Here is a 22161-nt window from a genome sequence, read left to right as displayed (position 1 = left end):
TGCTGGCACATCTTTAGATGAACTTATCTGTGCCTACTGCGCTCAATAGTGTCTCTTTTTTATTTGAAATGACTATATATAGCGGTTCGATCGCGTGGTGAGGTATGCCCGGTTTGGTTTATCCCGGATAGTACCTCATAGGAGATCTCGAAAGGCTGTATTCAGTATATCAGATTAAGCATCGACCATCCAAGCAATACACTTTTGCATTTGATTGCTCATCATTTTTCGATCGGCATTATGTCGGCGGCCGTGTCCCGGCAACACCCATTCAAACGAGTAATTAGCCAAGTTTTGCATAGATTTGATTTGTTCCGGCCAAGAATACCAACAGACGTGGGGAAAGGCAATTAGCTGCTGCAAATTTTCCGACCAAGCCAGATGATCGCCGCTAAACAAAAACTTATTATTGTAAAGCAAAACTGTGTGAGCTTTCGTGTGGCCGGGAGCAGGTAGAATCAACAAATCATCGGCTAATTGATACGGTTCGCTGCCTGATAATTGAATTTCTACACTCCGAGTATCCGCGTTAATTTCATCAGTATGAAGAATGCGATCGCACCCAAAACGATCGCGGTATTGTTGATGGTCTGCTACATCGTCGCGGTGAGTCAAGTACAGATAGCGAATGCCGCCCATTGCTTCGATATTTTTGACTAGCGGTGGCGCAAAACGGGGAGAATCAACTAAAATGTTTCCTTCAGGGCGGACAATTAAATAGCTAGCCGCGCCGAAGGATTTCTCCGAATGGTAGCCGCAGTGGTAAACATTTTCTGCTACTAACGCGGGCAAATTTTGCTGAACTTCTTTGATGTTTTTCGGTTTTTCAAGAGTGCCGATCGAACTTGTGGGACAAGACAAAAGAGCGGCGAGACTTCGCATTTCTGCCGTTTCGTTTGTCGGTTGCTGGTAAACCGCCGACTTTTCTCCCGCTTGAGTAAATACTTCCGGTGCCATCCAGCGACAAGTATCGCAGTTTATGCAGGTACTGTCTACATAAAAATTACCGCTGATATTTTCGGGGCGGCGCAAATTTATATTAGCCATTTTTTTACCTTTTGAAAAATTGAAAATGTTAGTTCACGCTAACATCTTCTACCATTTTACATTTCTTAGTGGGGACTTGGGGCGCAACCAAGCAAGCGTATGCAAGTCCGCACGCGCGATGGAACCGTTTTGTTATGGTAATCGATCGGACGGGCTCTGATATTCTTTCCGTTTGCATCGGAATCATAATTTTCTGAGGGTGGAGTTCTGTCCGCTGCAGACAGCACTGCGGTATTATTTGGCTCTAACTGGATTTGATCTAAATGGTCGATCGCCCATTCAATCCAACTAACCGCCGGAATTCCACTTAGTCACCTGATTCATTCGAGACAAAGCACTTTCAGCAGACTCACGAATATAGGGATCGGCATCGGGATTGGCCGCCGCCGCCTCCAAAACCTCCTGGGCTTTTGTGCCTCCGATTGTCGCCAAGGAACCTGTTATCGCCACAGCTAAGGCAATATTTTCAGTATTCTCGATCGTCTCGATCAAGATATCCAACGCCGCTGTACCAATTTGTCCCAGCGCCATTACCGAGGAGATATAAACCACCGGATTCGGATCGCTTAGTGCTTTTTGCAGCCCTTGCAATCCTAATTCTGGAAAAGTTAGATCGGGATAGTTGACAGCGATCGCCGTTAATGCTTTTGCACAACTCGCCTGAATCGTGGCATTCTTGCTATTGAGCAGAGAATCTACCAGCAACGGCACAGCATCGTTACCGATTATCCCCAAAACTTGCACTGCCGATCGGCGATAAACAACATCTTCCTCGTCCAAAATTCCCATCAACTGCCCAATAGTCGTTTCGTCGCGAGTTTCAGCTATTTCGCTGATTGCGCGTTTCCGCAGGTGCGGATTTGGATGCTTTAACTGTTGGAAAAGTTCTTCTTTCGGCATTTTAGTCATTAGTCATTAGTCAGTAGTCAGTAGTCATTAGTCATTAGTCATTAGTCAGTCAACAGTTAACAGTCAACAATCAAAAGTTAACAGTTAACAGTCAACAGTCAACAGTCAACAACCTTAAATTATTATACTCTAGATATTAAATTCGCTGCTTTGGCCCGCAGCAGCAAATCCTCATCCTCCGCTAAAATCTCACAGCCGCTTTTGTCTCCTAATTTTTGCAATGCCATCAAACTAGCATATTTCAAATCCCAAATTCTAGTTTCCAGACCAACTTTTAGTTCAGCAATAGCGCGTTTGTCACCGATTTCGCCGAGGGCGAAAGCTGCGGCGGCGCGGGATTTTTGAAACTGCGGTTCTCGATTGTGCAGCGCTTCTACGAGTAAATCGAAGGCAGGGGCGTACTTGAGCCAACCCAGCAGTTTCATGACGTGATAGTGCGCGCCGTAATCGTTGTATGCTGATTTTGCATAAGTTGCGAGTAAGGCATCCGGTGCTTCATCTTTGTAGGATTCTAGGATGGTTTTGGTTGCCAGATAACAGCGTCCGAAATCGGTTTCGTAGAGTTCATTAATTGCAAATTCGAGGCTTGGTAGTTGGTCGTATTCGTGTACTAAATCGAGATCGTCGGGCCGATCGCCAATTATGCGATCGAGAATCGGTTCAATTTCGGCAAAAGCAATCTCTCCAGCAGGAATCCCCACACTCGCCAGCATCCGCACGGCCCGCAGGCGAAACACCAAAGACACGGGACAGCGGGAAATCTCAGGAATTGCTTTGTAATATTTGGCGTCTATTAAATCTTGAATGCTGCTGCGGCGATCGTTAACATTACTGCTTTGCAGCAACTCTACCACGCGAGACATTTGCGAGTAATCTCCCGAAAAGCGGCAGATTGTGGTGATTGCCGCACCTTGAATCATCCCATCTTTATCCTCTACAAATTTGTTGAGGCGCGAGATTGCTGCTGTGTAATTTAATTTTGCCAAAGCGTGGATGATGACCCGATAGCTTTGACCTGGTTTGTCGAGCAATTTGGCAATATCTTCTAAGATATCGGGATTGTCTGTGCCGATTTCGCCGATCGCCCAAACTGCATTTTCTACCACGTAACAGTCATCATCGCCCAAGCAAGCATGGAGAGATGTGAGTGCAGATTTTGCCTGCAAGCGCCCCAAGGTTTCTGCTGCTTTGCGGCGAACTGAGCGATTGTCAAGACCATCGTCGGTATTTTCCACGGCTACAATCAGGGCGGCGATCGACTTTTCTGTGGAAAAATTTACTAAATGAGAAGCTGCAATGTAGCGATCGTAAGGGTCATCTAGTTTTTGGGCCGGCGTTTCCAAAATGGCGATCGCCTGTTCTTCTGTCAGATTAAATAAATTAAAAAAACGCTTATCCACTTACCAATTACCAATAACTAACAGTACGATACCACCAAAAACACCGATACACAAATTATTTTTTTAATACCTTTTTATCACCAATAACTAATAACCAATAACCAATAACTGAGGGCGGGCACGCACCATCCACCGCCCCTACCAACCAATAACCAATAACCAATAACTAATAACCAATAACCAATAACCAATAACCAATAACTAATAACCAATAACTAATAACCAATAACTAATAACCAATAACCAATAACCAATAACTAACAACTAATGACTAATAACTAATGACTGATGACTCTTAAAGTTAAGGGACTCTTAGCACGACACTAAACCCGATTTAGGCTTTTGCAGCGTCCCAAGAGTCCCCCACAACCGATCGAACTTATGTCCAACCTAGCCGTGAATTAAGCGATCGAGCTTTCTAGGAAAGAGAGTTGATCGTGTAGTCGAGGAGAGCGCGGAACTCTACCAAGGCTTGAGGAGACATATCGCGAGGAGCGCAAGCGCGATCGCGAGTGTACACCAAAGCAGCAACGTAAGGAGCTGTAGGCAAGTTCAAGGCGCGGTAAACTTCGCGTTGACCAGCAATACCCCATTCATCAAGAGGGCCGGTGCCGCCAACTACCAAGCAGTAGTTGATCAAGCGCAGGTAGTGCTTGATGTCGCGCATGCACTTGTCTTTTTTGACTTGAGTTTCGTTGGCTTCGCCAGCGTTGTTCAAGTAAGGATATTTTTTGATGCAAGCATCGTAGCCTTCTTTAGCAACTGCGTCGATTCCAGCAGCCAGCTTTTCAGCAGCTTCTAAACGAGCAGCAGCGCGTTGAATGCTTCCTTGAACCGATTCCAAGTCAGAAGAGGAGGGGAAACGCCCCGCCGCATCAGCAGCCGTAACTACTGTGGTGATTACTGATTTCATGTTCTGAGATCTCCAGAAATAGATTTTTGACAGTTTGTTTCAATTCAACTGGCCGCAGAGCCAGTAACTATTGGTCTGCTTGAATTAGCTCAGAGCAGAAGCAACGCGATCGAAGTAGCTAGCAGCTTCAGATGCCAAAGAGGAGCAGTCGCCATCGATGGTTTCCATTTTGCGGAAGCGATTGCCAGCTTGAGCTTCTGTGTTGGTGCTATTGATGTGAGCAACAGAGCTAGCTTTCATGATTTGAACTGCACGAACTGCGGAGCCAGAAGGCACGCCCAGAGCGATGTAGGTTTCTTTCAAACCATTCAAGCAACGATCGTCCAAAACGGAAGCATCACCAGCCAACAAAGCGTAGCTGATGTAACGCAGGATGATTTCGCCGTCGCGCAAGCAAGCAGCCATGCGGCGGTTCGGGTAGCAATTGCCACCGGCTTGAATCAAACCTTGGTTTTCGCAGACCATGCCGGCGATGGCATCAGAAACTATGCAGCTAGCGTTGCTAGCGATCGCGTTTACTGCATCCAAGCGCTTGTTGCCTTCAGCAATAAAGCTTCTTAGTGAAGTAAGTTCAGCGCCACCAATAGTACCGGTTTTGGCATCTGCCGTGATTACGGCTCTGGAAAATGCGTCTAGCATTGAGCTCTCCTTCTGAATAAAAGGTAAAAATCTTGTTATTTAACAAGTCGATTTAGAACATAAAAGACAACGGGCCTCCCAGTCTCATTTATTAGAAACAAAGTAATAATCTGTAACATTCTGCTATAGGGGACACAGGGCGCGGATCATCCTACCAGGGGAGGATTTACGCAAAAAACGCGGTTTCTCCGAGAGATGCTTGAGGCCCAAAGCGGGTGTTTGAGTCCGCCTGCGTCCACTCAGACTGCTTGGGAGGATTTCTGGGGGAAGCTGCGAGACAATTGCCGATCCTCGGCTCATCTCAATTCCGGTTGCACTCATACATGACTGTTGACTGTTGACTGTTGACTGTTGACTGTTGACTCGATTTTATTATTGCGATGCAACCGGAAACGATATCACGGGTAACAATTATGTCTGGTCGATCGAGCTCCTCGATCTCGCCCGTGAGTCGATCGCCCTCGCGGATGAGTTTTGCTCAGTTTTCTGCCACAGTGCCTTCCAAAGCCGCAGCAACCACCCTGTAATGCTCATCCCGCTGCAGTTCCGAGAGCAATTCTTTAGCTTGGGAGTCTTGAGTGCCATAAAGGGCGATCGCCGCCCGCCACCGATTCCGCCAATATGAATCTCGCGCCATAGTTGTTAGCAAACTTAAAGCCTCATCCTTCAAAGGAGACTTTAAGACTTGTTTGAGAGCCAGAATACCAGCTTCTCGAACAGTTTGCGTTTCATCATCAAGGGCTGCTATTGCTACCGCCAACAATACATCAAAGTGACTGGTTTCTACTAATAAAGAAAGCACCGTTTGACGAACCAACCAGTTATCATTACTCTCAAATAATTGTTGAATCACAGGAATTGCTGGCTCGCCAAAGTCAAAAATAGAATTAGCTGCCTCAGCGACTACATTACTATCTGACTCTTCTTGAATAATCTTTTGCAAAGCAGCAAAAGCAGCTTCATTTCGGTGATTTCCCAAGCCCATCACAGCAAGAAGGCGCAGTGTAAAATTTTCCTCTTCACCTAGCTTTTGGAGAATTGGGACGGCGATATCAGCGGGACATTCTGCTAATTCGTCTAAGGCGGCTTTACGGATGTTCAGTGCGGGCGCGCGGAGGTTGGTTTCAATTTCAGGAATGCGATTTTTGTTCACTTTTTTAGTTGATTTCTTTTAGAAGACTCGGCGATTAAAATCGCTGCTATCCAAACAAAACCAGCCTCTGCGGGTTGAAGAATGCGCGGTTTGACTTGCAAGGCGGTTTTAACCGCCGTCCGACCTCAGAATATCTATTCCCAATCATCAGCCTCCGACTGTTTTTTAATCTGAGAAATCGCCAACTGAATCACCCGCCTTACCTGCGCTTCCGATTCATTAACAAGTGCAGTTTCCAACGGTTCCAAAAGAACAGAAAACTCTGGCGGATCTTCGCTCGTGCCAATTTTCATCAATGCTAGAGCCGCCGCTTTTCTACTTTCCCAACTCCCATGGTGCAGCAACTCGACGAGGTTGGGAATAGCGGGTTTGTAAGCAGCATTTGCTAAAGCTGATGCTGCTTCGATTCGCACGGTTTCAGCAGCATCTGTGAGAGCATTAACTAACAGGTTGAATGCAGCTTCTTCGGGTTCTTCTTGAGCGATTTTGGCGATCGCCCCTAGGACAGCAGCCCGCACCTCAACCGAATCCGACGCGATTTCCCGATACAAATATTTTTTTGCCTTCGAGCCAATAAAAGCCAAAGCCCAAGCCGCGTGTCCCTTAGTATTTTCAGAATGTTGTGGCGAAGCTAAAACTTCCAACAAATGCGGCACAGACGGTTCGCCCAACTGAGCGAGGGCTGCCGCCGCCGAACCGTGGACAACAGTATCATCATCGTGCAAAAAAGCCTCTAACAGCGCCGGAAGGGCGACGGGATCGCCAATCAGAGTCAGCGTTTTAGCACTTGCTCTGCGGACGACTGGGTTGGGGTGGTGTGCTAGAGCTTCCACCAAAAAAGGAGTTGCTGGTTTGCCAATTGAGCCGAGGGTTTCGGCAAAATTCAGCCGCATCATTCCCCGCGAATCTCCCATACATTCGACCATCTTTTTGAGAAGTTCGCTATCGTTGGGATTGAAAGTTTGGAGAGATCTTTGTTCCCTCACCGTTTGCAGCAAAGCGTCACTTTCTGCCGGATCGATCGCTGTTTGAATGTTAGTCATGGGATTTGAGATGTTAAATTTTAGATTTTAGATTGATGTAATTCCTATCGAATTTAGCATCAGCGAGATTTGCACCTCTGAACGAAGTGTCCTGAGCCTTTCTAATCTCTCCAACAATAGCAGAAAAAGACACAAACGACCACCAAAAATATAGCAGCGACACCAAACCGAAACACGTACCCCAAAACAGTTTGTGAGTGTTCAGAAAAGTGCTAGCAGTGGCAGAAAACAAAAAAGCTGCTCCGTAAGTCGCAACACTTCGGGCCGCTACGATCGCCACCTTAGCAAATTGGCGGCGAATCCTGGAATTCACAAAAAACATTAACACCCCGCCGATCGCCATTCCAGCAAGAGCAGCCTGAGAATTATTATTAGTTGCAGTCCCAGCATAGAAAAATCCCAACAAAGCCCCTGATAGAATAGCAGAAATTGTCCCCGCAAATCTACCGATTTTTGAGGTTGGTGGCTGTGTGCGGGCGATCGCCCCAGCCAACCCAGCAACGCTCAAAACCCCATACAGCAAAAGCACAAAAGGCCAACTGCGAGAACCCAATACCTGTCCTTGGGTTCCTAAAATCAGTCTAGTCACAACATCGCCCACAACCAAACAAATCGCGATCGCCCCAGCACTCAAAACAGCAATCTGTCGCCCAGAAACCCCAATCTTCGCACCAATAAAATTAGCACCCTCCAACTGAGCATTTCTAAAATTGCAGCCACGAACATCCGCACCGCCAAAATCAGCACCGTTAAGAACTTGTCCTTGGAACGATCGATTTCGCAAAACTTGATTGCTAAAATTATTGACATCCGAATAATTCATATTTCTCTTCTCTTCCCTCTCTTCTCTTCTCTTCCTTCGCGTCCTTAGCGTCTTCGCGGTTCGTTAAAAAATCTCCCTCACCAAATGAAAATAAATTTCCCGCTCAGAATAAAACACATTTCACACATTCTCGGTTTCGGAATATTACTCGCACCAATACTAATCTATAACATTCCCTACTTTTCACGTCCAGCACAAACAAACGAAGCCCGATCGCTCTTTCAAGGAATAGCCTACCGCAGGGAATTCCGCTCAAATCCGCGTCCCGTCATGATTCACATTGTTAGCATCGACCTCAAAGCCCCAGGAATAGGAATTTTTGTCACCCCCGGAACTCCAACAGCCGATTTAACAGAAACCAACGCCCGCACCGCTACTGAATTTCTCAAAGAATTCAAATTGCAACTAGCAGTCAATGCCAATTTTTTTTATCCCTGCATTGAGAAAGCACCTTGGGATTATTATCCCCGCAGAGGCGATCGAGTCAATAACGTCGGACACGCCATTAGCAAAAGCCAAGCTTATTCTCAACCAGATTCAAACTTTCCCGCCCTTTGTTTTGACACCAAAAACCGCGCTCAAATAGTCGAAAACGGCAATTGTCCTGCGGGAACAGCCTATGGAATTGCGGGAGATACTTTGCTGGTAAAAAAAAGCAAAATAGTAGCACAAAGTCAGGAAGAAAACAAACAAGATCAACTCTATCCCCGTGCAGTTGCGGCGATCGACCTCACAGGCAAAAAGTTGTGGTTAATTGTGGTAGACGGCAAGCAGAGGCTTTACAGCGAAGGGCTGAAGTTGAGCGAAATCACAGAGATTTCGATGCAGTTGGGAGCCGATACAGTGCTGAATTTGGACGGTGGTGGTTCGGTAACATTGGCAGTAGCATCGCCATCAGGAGCAAAACTGTTGAATGCTCCCATTCAGAATAAAATTCCCATGCAGGAACGTCCAATTTCTAATCATTTAGGGTTTTATGCGCGGGAAAATTAGGGTTGCAAATTGCGGTTTTTATCCAGCTAATTGTATGGTACGTAATGCGCGTCATACAATTAGCTAATGTTCAGTTTTTAACTAAACTGGCTCATTTTCGCAATCAAATGGTCGAAATAAGGAGCTAATTTTGCTGCATCGCCCGCATCGCACCGCTTCAAACTAGCAGCCTTAATTCCTTGCAAACCTATAACCATTGCAGGCAAAGGAACGCCCAATTCTTGATATAATAAATTCATGTTGTGCAGCCCTTGATCGCTGGTAAATTCTGGCGTATTTCCCGCAATTCCATAGGTAATGCAGCGCAGAAAATGCCAGAAATCTCGCCAACAAGCCTCCGCCCTAGCTGGCGGATAAAGGTCGCCTCCGGGTTCAGAAATATTTGGATATGCCGCTAAAACTTGTTCCCTGGCTTCCGATACAATATCCGCCGCACTGTCGCGCAGGAATTTTACAGTATTAATTGATGTTGGTTCGGATGAGTTAAGTTGCTGCAAATCTTCATCGGTGAGATAGCGACCTGTGTCGTCAGCAGCTTGAATCAGTTGGATTTCTGCGGGAGAATGGGAATTTTCCCAGGTGGCTAAGTTGACTATTCGGGCTTTCGGGATTAATTCTTTGGCTTTTTCACTTAATTGGAGAGTCATAGATCAATAGATAGTGGATAATTACTAGGAGAAGGCCTATTGAAATTTTACCAGAAGGGCGATCGGCATTATCTCAAATGAACCTAAATCAGGAGTAGCATAATTGCATATTGTTTAAGAATACCGGGCTGTTGAAACCGCGTTTATACAAACAAAAGCAATGCCAAGCGGGTGGAAAAATGGGCGGTAAAAATTAGGTTGTTTTCTCTTAGTCCGCTTGGCTCGGACATTGTTTCACGCTTACGCAGTTTCAACCGCCGTATTATTATCTTGGGGTTGCGATCGCAAATTGGCTAGCGCCCCGTCGATATAAACTATCTCTGGGTGATTTTCCAACTGCTTCATCACTGCTTGCTTGGGCATTTTTACCTTTTTAGCCATTTCCAAGGTATCGTCGATCAGCCGTTGGCGGTATTGCTCTAACTCAGCAATTACTTCCTGAATGTCTTCTGGTGTTGAAGTTTCAGCCTCTAAATTTGCAGACATAATCTAATAACTGAATTTTTTATAATTTTCCCAAAATCCGGCAAGAATTGTTAAAATTGTCAAGAAAAGTAACAAAAATATATTTAAATTGGCTCATGGAAATTAGCGAAATCGAAGCAGCGCTGGAAAGTTCCGATTCTAAAGACAGGCTGCGGGCGATAACGGCTTTGAGAAAGTGCGATGCTGCGGTGGCGCTGCCGGTGTTGCTGACGAAGGTGGACGATCCTGAGTTCATGGTACGATCGTTCGTGGCGATGGGATTGCGCCAGAGTAAAACTGCGGAATCTTTCGCGGCGCTGTTAAAAATGATGCAGTTCGATCGCGATCCGAACGTGCGAGCAGAAGCTGCTAACTCTGTGTCAATGTTTGGCACCGAGGCAATTCCTCACTTAGTGGAAGCCTTTCGCCGCGATGACAATTGGCTCGTCCGCCGCAGTATCATGGCTCCCATGTACGAAATGCAGTGTCCTGATGCCATATTAGAAATTTGTACGATCGGTCTAGCGGGCGAAGATATACCAGTGCAGGATGTGGCGATGGACGGATTGGGCATCCTGGCAAATACGGAGAAAGCAGAAGAAGCATTGCAGCAATTGTTACCTCTAGTGAGCGCCGAATACTGGGAAACTCGGATGCGAGTTGCGCGGGTGCTGAGAAAATTTGACAATCCTCAAGCTCGCGCTGCTGTGAGCTATTTGGCAAAAGATCCCGATCTTCGCGTGGTAGGTGCGACTTTGGAAACTTCGCTTTAAAAGCGCTGGTTTTGAAATCTACAAGCCCGTCGCACTTCATACCCGCCCTGAGATTAGCCCGATCGCCCTTCATAATGTTACGGATTGTTACTTTGTTTTTAATAAACGAGACGTGAGCCGACGGCATCATTTACGATCGCAAGAGTTTTGCCATCCGAGTTAATTCGCCATGTACCAGCCTTTTCGGGAATACCTAGAGCAAGAGCTGTTTCAAAGGTTTGATTTGCAAAGTCGCCCCATTCCCTCCGGGTTGGAAGTCAATGTCAGCGAGCGCGGCAAAACCCCAGCTAAAATCCGCAGTTGGTGTTACGAATGCCCGCAATTGCGAAAAATTCGCTACACTTACATCGATGCAGGTGAAGCAGCTCAAGTTTTTAATTGCGTGATTTATCCCAATCACAATTACGATTTGCCTCTGTTGGGAATTGACCTCTTGTCTTTTGGCAAGAAGAAAATTTTAGTAGTTCTCGACTTTCAGCCGCTCTTTAGAGATGAAGCTTATATAGCAAAATACGTTCAACCTCTACAATCGCTCCGCGACAAGTATGACGATTTGGCACAAAATTTAGAAATGAAATTTTATGACGCCAATCAGTATTTTTCAAAATACTTGCTGTTCGCCAAAACTGATGCGGAAACTGTAGAAAATCGGGTATATCCAGCTTATAAAGACTATTTGGATTTGTACTGGAAAATGCTGTCGTCCGCACAACCGCTGACTGACCAAGAAGATATCCAGCGCATCGTTAAAGCTCAAAAAGATTACGACCAGTACAGCGCAGACAGAGACCCGGCTTCGGGCTTGTTTAGCAGTTATTTTGGTCACGAATGGGCAGAAAAATTTCTTTACGAATTTTTGTTTGAAGATGCTGTGCCTTTAGCTGTCGCCGCTGGCACGCGATGACCGCTGAATTTACATGGATTTTTCCAACAAAGTTCGATCGTTCGGACTTCAGTCCTTAAAGTCAAGGTTTAAAAGGGACTAAAGTCCTGACTGCGAACCTCGAAAGAAGGACTAAAGTCCTGACTGCGAACCTCGGAAGAAAAACTAAAGCCATTACTACAAACCTGTTGATTGAAGAAGTCTAATCTAAAATCTAAAATCTAAAATCTAAAATCGATATGACTCTTTATCAACCTTTTTTAGATACGGCGATTGCTCTGATGAAAAATCGGTTAGACTTACAGTCTTACCCGATTCCAGAAGGGTTTGAACTTAAGGAAGCTACTGTCGGCAAAGGGAAAAATCAAGAAGAAATCGTAACTACCAGTTATGCTTTTTCATCCCCGAAACTGCGGCAAATTCGCGCGGCTCACGTCCAAGGCGGCAACAGCTTGCAAGTTCTGAATTTTGTGATTTTCCCGCATCTTAACTATGATTTGCCGTTTTTTGGCGCGGATTTGGTAACGCTTCCGGGCGGTCATTTAATTGCTCTGGATATGCAGCCTTTGTTTGGCGGGGATGCTGACTACGAGGCTAAGTATACTGCGCCGATCGCGCAAATGTTTCAAGCTCATCAACCGCACCTTCCCTGGGGCGGAGATTTTCCAGAAGAAGCCAAACAGTTTTTCTCACCGGCGTTTCTGTGGACTCGCCCCAAGGAAACGGAAGTTGTGGAAACTCGGGTTTTTGCAGCATTCAAAGACTATCTCGCTGCTTATTTGGATTTGGTCGATCGCGCCGAACCCGTGACAGATAGCGCAAAGTTAGATAGTATCTTACAAGCTCAACTGCGCTACCTGCGGTATCGTGCCGAAAAAGACCCCGCCCGGGGAATGTTTAAACGGTTCTACGGCGAGGAATGGACGGAAGAGTACATTCATGGCTTTTTGTTCGATTTGGAACGGAAGCTGCCACAAGCTGCCACAATTGGTAAGTAATATCAAATCTGTTAGCATCGGAATAGTAAATTCACTGTTGACTGTTGACTGTTAACCGTTAACAGGTAACAGTTAACAGTTAACATCATTCCGGTGCAACCGGAATTGATATAACAAGAATTAATTTTAAGAGATGTTTCAGCCACTACACTAATAAGTGTAGGTTGGCATGAGGAAAATGCCAATGGTCAAAAAAAATCGCAATGTAGTTAGTTCAAATTCAGAAAGCAAAGTCAAAGTCGGACTTTCGCTGACTCCTTCTAGTGCCGATAGATTGAATACGATCGCTCGCAAGCTGGGAATATCGAGGTCAGAACTACTAGAACGCTTGGCAAAAGGCGCTTTAGATATTTCTAAGGACAAAAGTGAAGTTAGTATCACTTGGAAAAAAGATGAAGAAGGTGCGATCGATACTGCTGACTTAGCAGAGGAAACCGCCGAAGGAAGCCAAATTAATGAGGCTGTAACGGCAGAAACTCTATCGCCCAAGGTAAGCATACAGCCGAATCCGCTGCAAGAAAGTTACGACGCTTTGCAGCAGCAATTGAGCGAAAAAGAAAGCGCCCTGGCATCTTTGCAGCAGCAATTAGCGGAAAAACAAAATCTAGAACAGCAATTGCCGGAAACTGTAGCTAAGTCGAGTTACGACGCTTTGCAGCAGCAATTGAGCGAAAAAGAAAACGCCCTGGCATCTTTGCAGCAGGAATTGGCAGCCTCCAAGCAAAATGTCGAAAGTCAATTGCCGGAAACTGTCGCTAAGTCGAGTTACGAAACTTTGCAGCAACAGTTGAGCGAAAAAGAAAACGCCCTGGCATCTTTGCAGCAGGAATTAGCCTCCAAGCAAAATGTCGAAAGTCAATTGCCGGAAACTGTCGCTAAGTCGAGTTACGAAACTTTGCAGCAACAGTTGAGCGAAAAAGAAAACGCCCTGGCATCTTTGCAGCAGGAATTAGCCTCCAAGCAAAATGTCGAAAGTCAATTGCCGGAAACTGTGTCGAAGTCGAGTTACGAAACTTTGGAGCAACAGTTGAGCGAAAAAGAAAACGCCCTGGCATCTTTGCAGCAGGAATTAGCCTCCAAGCAAAATGTCGAAAGTCAATTGCCGGAAACTGTGTCGAAGTCGAGTTACGAAGCTTTGGAGCATAAGTTGGCAGAAAAGTCAAGTGCGATCGACAACTTCCAAGCTCAACTGACCAAGTTGCCATATCTAGAAAATCAATTGAGCCAGAGTGCTGCCAAACAGCGAAATTATGAGGCTTTGCAGCAACAGTCTCAAGAACAGATCAAAACCATCAAAGCTTTACGGGAACAGCTAGGTCAAATGCAGGCTGTGGCTGGGATTGGTGAAGCTTATCTCAACAAGTGGCGCCGCCCTTAATTCTCCGATAGGCTGCGACAAAAACTTTAATGCTTCGGGTGAACCCCGCACGCATTACCTCTGAAACGTCCTCTCAACTCGGACGCAAGCTCTTGTAGCGATAGATTTCAATCTGTCGCCACAAGAGCTTTTTATTGCAAAATATGAGCATAATATTAAGAAATATTACAATAAATAAATTATGAGAGCCGATCGCCCCCCTGAGAGCAAACCCAGTCCAGCAGACACAACAAAGGGCCGCGTCACGGTAATTGGAGGCGGAATCGGCGGGCTGACAGCAGCTGCTCTGCTAGCCCGCAGAGGATACCAAGTGCTAGTCTTAGATCAGGCGATCGTCCCCGGAGGCTGCGCTTCCACCTTCAAACGCAAAGGCTTTACCTTCGATGTCGGCGCGACGCAGGTTGCAGGATTGGAACCCGGAGGGATTCACCACCGAATTTTCTCGGAATTAGATATCGAACTTCCCGCCGCCACGCCCTGCGATCCCGCTTGTGCGGTGTTTTTGCCGGGAGAAACTGCACCGATTAGCGTCTGGCGAGATCCGCAAAAGTGGCAGCAAGAAAGACAAAAACAATTCCCCGGAAGCGAACGTTTTTGGCAATTATTATCTACATTGTTCCAAGCTAGCTGGAATTTTCAAGGGCGCGATCCAGTTTTGCCGCCGAGAAATTTCTGGGATTTTTGGCAATTAATTCAAGCTGTGCGCCCCGATACTTTAATTACTTTGCCTTTCACTTTTATGACGGTGGGTGATGCTTTGCGCTTGTGCGGGTTGGGGGACAATTTGCGCTTGAAAACTTTTCTGGATTTACAGTTAAAATTGTATTCTCAAGTCGATACTGAAGAAACGGCGTTGCTGTACGCGGCGACGGCTTTAGGAGTTTCCCAAGAGCCGCAGGGATTGTATCATTTACAAGGAAGTATGCAGGTGTTGAGCGATCGACTCGTAAGCGCGATCGAGCTTTATGGTGGCAAAGTGCTGTTGCGGCATACTGTCGAAAGCATTGTCACCAGTAACGGGAAAGCCACCGGTACAGTGATTCGCAATCAAAAAACCGACGAAGTTTGGACAGAAACTGCCGATCGCATTGTTGCCAACGTCACCGCCCAAAATCTAGTAAAATTATTGTCAAGCGAGCCTATTTTAGAAACTTTAACAGATAATTCAGGCACAACAAATCAACTGCCAACTCAAATGGCAGGCTACAAATATCGAGTCGATAAACTGCCGCCCGCATCCGGCGCATTTGTGATATATTTGGGAGTGCATGAAAGTACAATTCCGGCAAATTGTCCGCCCCACCTTCAGTTTCTCTACGATTACGACGGCGAGATTGGGGAGAATAATTCATTATTTGTTTCAGTCAGCCATCCGGGTGATGGGCGAGCACCGAAGGGAATGGCGACAATTATCGCTTCGTCTTTTACTGATACTCGAATGTGGTGGAATTCCGCTGATTATGAAGGATTGAAGCAAAAATATACCGCAGGGGCGATCGGCCGTTTGAGCGAATATTTCGATTTGACACCCGAAAAAATTGTACACCAAGAATCAGCCACACCCCGCACCTTTGCCCGCTACACGGCGCGCGATAGAGGTGTTGTAGGCGGCATCGGCCAGCGAATACCAACCTTCGGCCCCTTCGGATTTGCCAACCGCACACCGATTAAAAACCTGTGGTTAGTCGGCGACTCCACCCATCCCGGAGAAGGAACCGCCGGTGTTTCCTATTCTGCTTTAACAGTAGTGCGACAAATGGAAGCCGCCTCTAAAATCTAAGAAAACACGGCCTTGCAGTTTCCCTAGCGCAAAAAATAATTAATCGCCCTGGTGAAAGAGGACACGGCAATGCCGTTTCCCTACGCAAAAAATAATTAATCGCGCGAGAGATGTAAATATCGCGCGATTAATTTTAGGGAATAGTTAACAGTTAACAGTCAACAGTCAACAGTTAACAGTTAACAGTTAACAATCATCCCGGTGTCACCGGAATTGATATCAACTACATTCTCTGACTACTTGATAGAAATCTTTGCGCCCACAGCTTCAAGCTGTTTCTTCATTTCTTCAGCAGCTTCCTTAGCAATAGCTTCCTTAACTGCTTTCGGTGCGGCTTCTACCAAGTCTTTCGCTTCCTTCAGACCCAAACCGGTAATTGCGCGGACTTCCTTCAGAATAGCGATTTTCTTGTCAGCAGGAACTTCTTCCAGCATGACAGTAAATTCAGTTTGCTCTTCTACTGCTTCAGCGGGGGCTGCTGCGCCGCCGCCCATCATCATCATGCCGCCTACAGGAGCAGCAGCGCTGACGCCGAAAGCTTCTTCAATTTGCTTGACCAATTCAGAAGCTTCGAGCAAAGTCAGAGTCTTCAATTTTTCCAAGATTTCGTCGGTTGCAGTAGACATTCGTTAAACTCCTAGTTCGATTGTAGATTTGGGATTTGGGATTTGGGATTGCTCCTCCATCATTAGTTTGTCGTCTCCAGTCTTCAGCCTGTGGATTAACACTAATGACTGATGACTAATGACTAATGACTAATGACTAAGCAGATACGCTTTCTGCTTCAGGTTGTGCTTCTGCTTCTGCTGGTGCTTCTGCTGCATCGCCGTCTTTTTCAGCATAAGCTTTGAGACCGCGCGCGATCGAAGTAGGAACTTGATTGATACCCACAGCCAACTTGGTTGCGACGCCGTTGATTGCGCCAGCAATTTGAGCCATGAGTTGTTCTTTCGACGGCAGATCGGCTAATGCTTTAATATCAGCTTCTTTCAGTACCCGTCCTTCCATCACGCCGCCGCGAAGTTCAGTCTTCTTGGAAGCTTTTTGGAATTCTTGGTAAGCTTTAATCGCGCCGCCAATATCTTCTTGCACGAACATAAACGCTGACGTACCTGTCAGCAATTCCTGCATCGGCTGCCATGTTTCATTGCCTTCAACAGCAATGTGCATTAGCGTGTTCTTGGCCACTTGGCAACTGCTGCCTTTCGGACGCAAGCGCCGCCGCAAATCTGTGATTTCAGCAACAGTTAAGCCTTTGTAGTCGATCGCGATTACCAATTGAGATTCGCTCAAGGTTTGCTTGAGGTCTGCAATAATCTCATTTTTTACTGCTAAACTTTTGCCCATACTTATTTCACCTCCTTTTAGGATCTCAAACTGCCAATCAAAAACCCCAACCTTATAGCCGGGGCAGAGAATTAAAAATTAAGAATTAGGAATTAAAAGATAGAACTTTTTAATTTATTTTCTTGAGTTTTTATTTCTTCAGCCTCGGCAGGAAATTAAGCGCTCGGCACCTGCGGTCTTGGGCTTATGGATTTTTGATTAGGCTACCATCAGAAGGCAGACATTAGCAAGGGTATAATGCAAATCTCGTGAGAGATTTATACAAACAACCGAAGCTGTCTTTTACTTCTGCCTTCTGCTTAATTCTTTCTAAGCAGCATCAAGTTTGGTATCGCGCAGGGCACTGATATCGACTTCTATCGATGGGCCCATTGTTGCGGATATGTACAAACTCCGCCAGTAGCGACCTTTCGCGCCCGAAGGACGGTTGCGGTCAACAGTTTCTTGCAAAGCATGAAGGTTGACCAGCAAATCTTCCGCTGAGAAAGCTGCCTTGCCAAACATAACATGAACGATGCCTGTGCGATCGGCACGAAATTCTAGTTTACCACCTTTAAACTCGTTGATGGCCTGAGCAATGTCAGTCGTCACCGTGCCACCTTTCGGAGAAGGCATCAAACCGCGCGGCCCCAACAATCGGCCCAATTTTGCCACCAACGGCATCACGTCAGGGGTAGCAATCAGACAATCGAAGTCCATCATGCCCTTCTGAATATCTTCGATCAACTCTTCGGAACCAGCAAGATCCGCGCCGGCATTCAGAGCTTCTTTAACTTTTTCGCCCTTAGCAATCACCGCAATTCTGACTACTTGACCAGTGCCTTTTGGCAGCGATACAGTTGTCCGCAACTGTTGGTCAGCATATTTCGGGTCAATTCCCAAACGGATGTGAGCTTCAGCAGCTTCGCCAAACTTAGCGGTTGCTGTTTCTTTCAAAAGTTGCAGAGCTTCCAGCGGTTCGTAGGGTCTATCTTCTACTTTCTTTTGAAGTTCTTGCAGTCTTCGCGATACTTTCTTTGCCATTGTTATCTCCTGGGGTCAGTCGATTTTGGATTTGAGATTTTAGATTTGCGATTGAACCATTTGGCTTATTTCAAATCTAAAACATTTGCGATTCCTAGCGAAGCTTTGCTTCTCCCCCTGAATCGACTTTAGGATTTGCGATTTGAGCTTGAAGATTTCAGCTTTAAAATCAGGAATTACTGCCAACTGTCAACTGTCAACTGACAACTGCCAACTGTCAACTGACTTCAATCCGCGATCGCCACGCCCATGTTTTTAGCTGTTCCCGCCACAATTTTCATTGCTGCTTCAACATCATTAGCATTGAGGTCAGGCATTTTGGTTTCAGCGATTTCTCGCAACTGAGCCTGTGTAATTGTCCCTACTTGCTTGCGGTTAGGTTCACCCGAACCCTTAGCAATGCCAGCAGCTTTTTGAATCAAAACCGAAGCCGGGGGGGTTTTGAGAATAAACGTAAAACTGCGGTCTTCAAAAACCGAAATTTCTACCGGAACCACAAGACCAGCTTGGTCTGCGGTTCTAGCATTGTACTCCTTGCAAAACATCATAATATTGACGCCGTGCTGACCCAAAGCTGGGCCGATCGGAGGAGCTGGGTTGGCTTTTCCCGCCGTAATCGCCAACTTAATTACTGCAACAACTTTCTTTGCCATTAGTTAGTTCTGTTTCTGAACCTGATTGAACTCCAATTCTACAGGCGTATCGCGCCCAAAAATCGAGAGTAAAACTTTGAGCTTGTTCCGTTCCGGGCTCACTTCAATCACGTCACCTTCAAAATCCTTAAACGGCCCGGAAAGTACCACAACGTGGTCTCCTGTCGCCATCGATACTTTGACAACTGGTTCTGATTCCTGAGCGTTTCTGAAGATCCGTTCTACTTCCGAATGACTCAGAGGTAGCGGTTTGACGTGACCTCTGCCGCGCCCGTAGCGGCGTTTCTGCTCTGCCCCGACAAAATTAATTACATTCGGGGTATTTTTGATCACCTGCCACGTATCTTCGTCCATAAACATACGGATGAGTACGTAGCCGGGGAAGATTTTTTCATCGGACTGCCGCCTGGAACCGTCTTTACCGACTTTGATCGCCGGAGTTTGCGGAATTTCTACTTGAACGATGCGATCGGCAACATCCAAGGTTTGAATCCGCTGATCCAAGTTAGCCTTCACCCGCTTTTCGCAGCCAGAGGCAACTTGAACAGCATACCAGCGAGCATCAATTTCCGGCACATCTGCCGATGAAGCTTGTCCCGTCGCTTCTGTGGAATAATCAGATTCTTCTGATGCAAAAGTCATGGCCCAAACACCTTTCCTGCGCCCCAGTTAAAGAAGTTATCCACCAAATAGATCAGGCTTGCTGAAAGGATTACCATCAAAAGCACGGCCAAAGACTCGCTAATTAGCTGCTGGCGGCTAGGCCACACCACTTTGTCGAGCTCTTCTCTAGTGTCTTTTAAAAAACCCACAGGATCAAACCCAGACGCCGCGATCTCTTGAGTTTCTTGAGCTTCGTCTTTTTTCGCCACGATCGAATCCCCCTTGCGATTTGAGATTTTAGATTTTAGATTGTGTGAGTGGCTCGCGGCTCTTTGATTTTTTGACACTAACCACTTACGCCCAAGTCCAAAATTTCAAATCCTTTCGCCTGCACTTTTTTACAAGCTAAATCCATCAACGGTATAAGTGCCGATCGCTCCTAAGGGCGATCGAGAGACCACACCGAGCATTTGTTGATGGCATTTTTTGCGAACCGCCCACAAAAATTAATTCTACCCGAAAACTTGCGGTTTTGGCTGTTTCCAGCCAATAATCCGGGCGCTTTCGGGCAGAATTTCAAGTTTGGTGATTCAGCGCGCCCTGGAGGACTTGAACCCCCGACATCAGGTTTTGGAGACCTGCGTTCTACCAACTGAACTAAGAGCGCACAGGTGAGGTTGCTGAAACTCGCTTAACCTCTAGATTTCTATTTTAACACAGTGCGCTCGGAAATGGGAAACTTTTTTTTGAAATTTTTCAATTTCCCATTTTCCATGAACAAAAGGAAAGCTTGGTGCATTCCTACAGAGAGCGATCGAACCGCTGTTTGACCCGAGTTGCCTTGCCCACGCGATCGCGCAGGTAGTAAAGTTTGGCTCTGCGGACTTTCCCGCGGCGCATGACTTGGATCGTAGCGATGCGGGGCGAGTGAATCATAAACACCCGTTCCACACCCACGCCCTGAAGCACGCGGCGCACGGTGATTGTTTCATTAATGCCGCCGTTTCGCATAGCAATCACAGTCCCTTCGTAGGGCTGAACCCGTTCTTTAGAACCCTCTTTAATTTTCACGCCGACGCGCACTGTGTCGCCCACGTAAATTTGGGGGAGTTGTTTATTTAGTTCTTGCTTGACTCTATTGATTTCTTCCGTTTCGATAGAACGGATTATTTCTGCGCCTTTCATGGGATTTACCAAAACTCACAATCCCTTATCATATATCGAACTGCCAGTTTTATGACAAAAAAATGCAATGTTAAATAGCTCAGAGCTCGTATTTCTGCAACTGGCGGCGCTGGCTGTACTGGCTTTGTACGTCGCCGCCAACTTGGGAGCAAACGATGTCGCTAACTCGATGGGGACATCCGTAGGCTCGAAAGCGCTAACGCTGCGGCAAGCAATAATTGTTGCAGGCATACTGGAGTTTTCCGGCGCAGTGCTGTTCGGGCAAGGAGTTTCCGAAACTCTGGCAACAGGAGTTGTCAATGTAGATGTGTTTTCTGCCCGGCCGCAGGTATTTTTAGTCGGGATGGTGTCAGTGCTGATAGCTTGCGGGTTGTGGCTGCAAATCGCTACGAGTCGAGGTTTGCCGGTTTCTTCATCTCATGCGGTGGTAGGTGCGATCGCGGGTTTTAGCTGTGTTGCAGCCGGAATTAATGCGGTTGATTGGCGAACCATCGGCACCATCTCCCTAACTTGGGTGGCGACACCTTTTGCCAGCGGTGCTTTAGCCGCACTATTTTACTGTGTGGTGAAGTATTCGATTCTCGATCGGCCAGATCCTCTATTTCAACTGCGCGAGTGGATACCTTGGCTGAGTGCAGGAATGCTGAGCGTATTTGGCATAATTGTACTGCCGTCTATTGTGGATGTCGCTTTGGTGCAGACAGGGGCGATCGCCGCCGCGCACGATCGATTTGGCTGGAATCTTCCAATTCACGATATTGTCATTGGCATCGGGGCAATAGCTGCGATCGGCCTGACACTCAATAGCTGGAACAAATTAGAATCAGTTGAGAAGGAAGAAGGTACGTCCGCTTCTTTTGTAACGGATGTAACGGATGTAACGGATGCAAGGAATAAGAAAGAGGGAATATTTTCCCAATCTCCCACTCTCCCCCTCTCCCCCTCTCCCCCTCCCCGCCACTCTCCCATCGAGCAACAAATGGCGAGATTTCAAGTCTTGAGCGCCTGTTTTGTAGCATTTTCCCACGGTTCCAACGACGTAGGAAATGCAGTTGCTCCCCTAGCTGCGATCGCCTACATCCGGCGCACAGGTTCCTTTCCCTCAGAGGATTTCAGCGTACCACTGTGGATTTTAGTCGTCGGAGGCGCAGGAATAGTCATCGGTTTAACCCTCTGGGGCAAAAATGTAATTGCCACAGTCGGCGAAAAGATCATCCAACTCCAACCCAGCGGCGGATTTTGCGCGGAATTAGCCACAGCCACCACAGTCTTGCTAGCATCCCGCTTCGGTTTGCCAGTTTCCACATCCCACGCTTTAGTCGGTGCAGTTGTCGGAGTTGGACTTGTCAAAGCTTGGAAAACAGTACGCTGGGAAACTTTGCTGTCAATTGGTTCGGCTTGGCTGGTGACAATTCCGATCGCAGCCGCTTTGGGTGCTAGCATTTTTAGCATCGCCCAATGGATTTTAGCCAGATGAACGCAATTCGATCGATCGCGCCCAACGGC

At 46.6% G+C, this 22161-nt stretch carries 24 protein-coding genes, 1 tRNA gene and 1 other annotated feature; of the genes, 7 read left to right on the top strand and 18 right to left on the bottom strand.

Annotated features, from left to right (window positions below; all coding sequences use genetic code 11):
• Positions 1-174 precede the first annotated feature (174 nt).
• From QUA97_RS06240 to QUA97_RS06205, 8 genes are all read right to left on the bottom strand, one after another.
• A complete protein-coding gene (locus QUA97_RS06240; RefSeq protein WP_194069661.1) occupies positions 175-1047 on the bottom strand; it encodes an MBL fold metallo-hydrolase in 873 nt (290 codons plus the stop codon).
• Between the two features lie 288 nt (positions 1048-1335).
• Positions 1336-1956 carry a HEAT repeat domain-containing protein gene (locus QUA97_RS06235; RefSeq protein ID WP_333193941.1) on the bottom strand — a complete coding sequence of 207 codons (621 nt, stop codon included), beginning with the start codon at positions 1954-1956 and terminating at the stop codon, positions 1336-1338.
• Positions 1957-2078: 122 nt separating this feature from the next.
• Positions 2079-3356 carry a HEAT repeat domain-containing protein gene (locus QUA97_RS06230; RefSeq protein ID WP_333193939.1) on the bottom strand — a complete coding sequence of 426 codons (1278 nt, stop codon included), beginning with the start codon at positions 3354-3356 and terminating at the stop codon, positions 2079-2081.
• Between the two features lie 418 nt (positions 3357-3774).
• Positions 3775-4269 carry a bleomycin hydrolase gene (locus QUA97_RS06225; protein WP_194012005.1) on the bottom strand — a complete coding sequence of 165 codons (495 nt, stop codon included), beginning with the start codon at positions 4267-4269 and terminating at the stop codon, positions 3775-3777.
• Between the two features lie 84 nt (positions 4270-4353).
• Complete coding sequence (locus QUA97_RS06220) at positions 4354-4908, bottom strand: bleomycin hydrolase (RefSeq protein ID WP_194069665.1); 555 nt, start codon at positions 4906-4908, stop codon at positions 4354-4356.
• A 478-nt stretch (positions 4909-5386) separates the two neighbouring features.
• The gene (locus tag QUA97_RS06215; protein WP_194069669.1) at positions 5387-6061 is read right to left on the bottom strand and encodes a HEAT repeat domain-containing protein; all 675 of its coding nucleotides are present in this window, start codon (positions 6059-6061) and stop codon (positions 5387-5389) included.
• Positions 6062-6195: 134 nt separating this feature from the next.
• Positions 6196-7104, bottom strand: coding sequence for a HEAT repeat domain-containing protein (locus tag QUA97_RS06210; RefSeq protein WP_333193937.1), 909 nt, complete (start codon positions 7102-7104; stop codon positions 6196-6198).
• Between the two features lie 13 nt (positions 7105-7117).
• A complete protein-coding gene (locus QUA97_RS06205; RefSeq protein WP_333193935.1) occupies positions 7118-7927 on the bottom strand; it encodes a pentapeptide repeat-containing protein in 810 nt (269 codons plus the stop codon).
• An 84-nt stretch (positions 7928-8011) separates the two neighbouring features.
• On the opposite strand from QUA97_RS06205, the gene QUA97_RS06200 reads away from it, so the two are divergent.
• On the top strand, positions 8012-8920 hold the full coding sequence (locus QUA97_RS06200) for a phosphodiester glycosidase family protein (protein WP_333193933.1): 909 nt from the start codon (positions 8012-8014) through the stop codon (positions 8918-8920).
• A gap of 77 nt (positions 8921-8997) precedes the next feature.
• Here the strand turns inward: QUA97_RS06200 and QUA97_RS06195 are convergent, their stop codons facing one another.
• On the bottom strand, positions 8998-9567 hold the full coding sequence (locus tag QUA97_RS06195) for a phycobilisome protein (protein ID WP_333193931.1): 570 nt from the start codon (positions 9565-9567) through the stop codon (positions 8998-9000).
• A 240-nt stretch (positions 9568-9807) separates the two neighbouring features.
• Entirely contained in the window at positions 9808-10053 is a 246-nt protein-coding gene (locus QUA97_RS06190; protein WP_333193929.1) for an acetyltransferase, read from the bottom strand.
• 95 nt (positions 10054-10148) lie between these two features.
• Here QUA97_RS06190 and QUA97_RS06185 point away from each other — a divergent pair, with 95 nt between their 5' ends.
• The 5 genes from QUA97_RS06185 (at position 10149) to crtD (ending at position 15844) form a co-directional block, all read left to right on the top strand.
• Complete coding sequence (locus tag QUA97_RS06185; RefSeq protein ID WP_194069675.1) at positions 10149-10805, top strand: HEAT repeat domain-containing protein; 657 nt, start codon at positions 10149-10151, stop codon at positions 10803-10805.
• A gap of 169 nt (positions 10806-10974) precedes the next feature.
• Positions 10975-11709, top strand: a complete 735-nt coding sequence (locus QUA97_RS06180) for a 15,16-dihydrobiliverdin:ferredoxin oxidoreductase (protein WP_194069677.1) — start codon at positions 10975-10977, stop codon at positions 11707-11709.
• A 218-nt stretch (positions 11710-11927) separates the two neighbouring features.
• On the top strand, positions 11928-12686 hold the full coding sequence (locus tag QUA97_RS06175) for a phycoerythrobilin:ferredoxin oxidoreductase (protein WP_194012015.1): 759 nt from the start codon (positions 11928-11930) through the stop codon (positions 12684-12686).
• A gap of 184 nt (positions 12687-12870) precedes the next feature.
• The gene (locus QUA97_RS06170; protein WP_333193926.1) at positions 12871-14064 is read left to right on the top strand and encodes a ribbon-helix-helix protein, CopG family; all 1194 of its coding nucleotides are present in this window, start codon (positions 12871-12873) and stop codon (positions 14062-14064) included.
• A 181-nt stretch (positions 14065-14245) separates the two neighbouring features.
• Positions 14246-15844 (top strand): C-3',4' desaturase CrtD, encoded by a 1599-nt coding sequence (gene crtD, locus QUA97_RS06165; protein ID WP_333193924.1) that lies wholly within the window; start codon positions 14246-14248, stop codon positions 15842-15844.
• Between the two features lie 236 nt (positions 15845-16080).
• Here the strand turns inward: crtD and rplL are convergent, their stop codons facing one another.
• The 8 genes from rplL to rplS form a co-directional block, all read right to left on the bottom strand.
• The gene (rplL, locus tag QUA97_RS06160) at positions 16081-16470 is read right to left on the bottom strand and encodes a 50S ribosomal protein L7/L12 (RefSeq protein WP_194069683.1); all 390 of its coding nucleotides are present in this window, start codon (positions 16468-16470) and stop codon (positions 16081-16083) included.
• A gap of 136 nt (positions 16471-16606) precedes the next feature.
• On the bottom strand, positions 16607-17191 hold the full coding sequence (gene rplJ / locus QUA97_RS06155; protein WP_194069685.1) for a 50S ribosomal protein L10: 585 nt from the start codon (positions 17189-17191) through the stop codon (positions 16607-16609).
• Positions 17192-17220: 29 nt separating this feature from the next.
• Positions 17221-17392 (bottom strand) — a sequence feature (ribosomal protein L10 leader region).
• A 108-nt stretch (positions 17393-17500) separates the two neighbouring features.
• Positions 17501-18214 carry a 50S ribosomal protein L1 gene (rplA, locus tag QUA97_RS06150; protein WP_194069687.1) on the bottom strand — a complete coding sequence of 238 codons (714 nt, stop codon included), beginning with the start codon at positions 18212-18214 and terminating at the stop codon, positions 17501-17503.
• 227 nt (positions 18215-18441) lie between these two features.
• Entirely contained in the window at positions 18442-18867 is a 426-nt protein-coding gene (gene rplK / locus QUA97_RS06145; RefSeq protein WP_006635588.1) for a 50S ribosomal protein L11, read from the bottom strand.
• Between the two features lie 3 nt (positions 18868-18870).
• Positions 18871-19509 (bottom strand): transcription termination/antitermination protein NusG, encoded by a 639-nt coding sequence (nusG, locus tag QUA97_RS06140; RefSeq protein ID WP_194069689.1) that lies wholly within the window; start codon positions 19507-19509, stop codon positions 18871-18873.
• Positions 19506-19739, bottom strand: a complete 234-nt coding sequence (gene secE, locus QUA97_RS06135) for a preprotein translocase subunit SecE (RefSeq protein WP_194012023.1) — start codon at positions 19737-19739, stop codon at positions 19506-19508. The genes nusG and secE overlap by 4 nt, the downstream gene beginning before the upstream one ends.
• 325 nt (positions 19740-20064) lie before the next feature.
• A tRNA-Trp gene (locus QUA97_RS06130) sits at positions 20065-20137 on the bottom strand.
• 134 nt (positions 20138-20271) lie between these two features.
• A complete protein-coding gene (rplS, locus tag QUA97_RS06125; protein WP_194069690.1) occupies positions 20272-20655 on the bottom strand; it encodes a 50S ribosomal protein L19 in 384 nt (127 codons plus the stop codon).
• 67 nt (positions 20656-20722) lie between these two features.
• On the opposite strand from rplS, the gene QUA97_RS06120 reads away from it, so the two are divergent.
• On the top strand, positions 20723-22132 hold the full coding sequence (locus tag QUA97_RS06120; protein ID WP_333193918.1) for an inorganic phosphate transporter: 1410 nt from the start codon (positions 20723-20725) through the stop codon (positions 22130-22132).
• The last annotated feature ends 29 nt before the right edge of the window (positions 22133-22161 follow it).

The organism is Microcoleus sp. CZ3-B2 (genome assembly GCF_036705055.1).
GTDB lineage: Bacteria > Cyanobacteriota > Cyanobacteriia > Cyanobacteriales > Microcoleaceae > Microcoleus.
The sequence above is the reverse complement of the archived record's forward strand: the minus strand, read 5'-3'. Positions and strand labels throughout refer to the sequence as shown.

Coding starts and splice junctions, on each gene's coding strand:
- QUA97_RS06240 (WP_194069661.1), bottom strand. CDS start 1,047: ATGGCTAATATAAATTTGCGCCGCCCCGAAAATATCAGCGGTAATTTT.
- QUA97_RS06235 (WP_333193941.1), bottom strand. CDS start 1,956: ATGACTAAAATGCCGAAAGAAGAACTTTTCCAACAGTTAAAGCATCCA.
- QUA97_RS06225 (WP_194012005.1), bottom strand. CDS start 4,269: ATGAAATCAGTAATCACCACAGTAGTTACGGCTGCTGATGCGGCGGGG.
- QUA97_RS06220 (WP_194069665.1), bottom strand. CDS start 4,908: ATGCTAGACGCATTTTCCAGAGCCGTAATCACGGCAGATGCCAAAACC.
- QUA97_RS06210 (WP_333193937.1), bottom strand. CDS start 7,104: ATGACTAACATTCAAACAGCGATCGATCCGGCAGAAAGTGACGCTTTG.
- QUA97_RS06205 (WP_333193935.1), bottom strand. CDS start 7,927: ATGAATTATTCGGATGTCAATAATTTTAGCAATCAAGTTTTGCGAAAT.
- QUA97_RS06200 (WP_333193933.1), top strand. CDS start 8,012: ATGAAAATAAATTTCCCGCTCAGAATAAAACACATTTCACACATTCTC.
- QUA97_RS06195 (WP_333193931.1), bottom strand. CDS start 9,567: ATGACTCTCCAATTAAGTGAAAAAGCCAAAGAATTAATCCCGAAAGCC.
- QUA97_RS06190 (WP_333193929.1), bottom strand. CDS start 10,053: ATGTCTGCAAATTTAGAGGCTGAAACTTCAACACCAGAAGACATTCAG.
- QUA97_RS06185 (WP_194069675.1), top strand. CDS start 10,149: ATGGAAATTAGCGAAATCGAAGCAGCGCTGGAAAGTTCCGATTCTAAA.
- QUA97_RS06180 (WP_194069677.1), top strand. CDS start 10,975: ATGTACCAGCCTTTTCGGGAATACCTAGAGCAAGAGCTGTTTCAAAGG.
- QUA97_RS06175 (WP_194012015.1), top strand. CDS start 11,928: ATGACTCTTTATCAACCTTTTTTAGATACGGCGATTGCTCTGATGAAA.
- QUA97_RS06170 (WP_333193926.1), top strand. CDS start 12,871: ATGGTCAAAAAAAATCGCAATGTAGTTAGTTCAAATTCAGAAAGCAAA.
- crtD (WP_333193924.1), top strand. CDS start 14,246: ATGAGAGCCGATCGCCCCCCTGAGAGCAAACCCAGTCCAGCAGACACA.
- rplL (WP_194069683.1), bottom strand. CDS start 16,470: ATGTCTACTGCAACCGACGAAATCTTGGAAAAATTGAAGACTCTGACT.
- rplJ (WP_194069685.1), bottom strand. CDS start 17,191: ATGGGCAAAAGTTTAGCAGTAAAAAATGAGATTATTGCAGACCTCAAG.
- rplA (WP_194069687.1), bottom strand. CDS start 18,214: ATGGCAAAGAAAGTATCGCGAAGACTGCAAGAACTTCAAAAGAAAGTA.
- rplK (WP_006635588.1), bottom strand. CDS start 18,867: ATGGCAAAGAAAGTTGTTGCAGTAATTAAGTTGGCGATTACGGCGGGA.
- nusG (WP_194069689.1), bottom strand. CDS start 19,509: ATGACTTTTGCATCAGAAGAATCTGATTATTCCACAGAAGCGACGGGA.
- rplS (WP_194069690.1), bottom strand. CDS start 20,655: ATGAAAGGCGCAGAAATAATCCGTTCTATCGAAACGGAAGAAATCAAT.
- QUA97_RS06120 (WP_333193918.1), top strand. CDS start 20,723: ATGTTAAATAGCTCAGAGCTCGTATTTCTGCAACTGGCGGCGCTGGCT.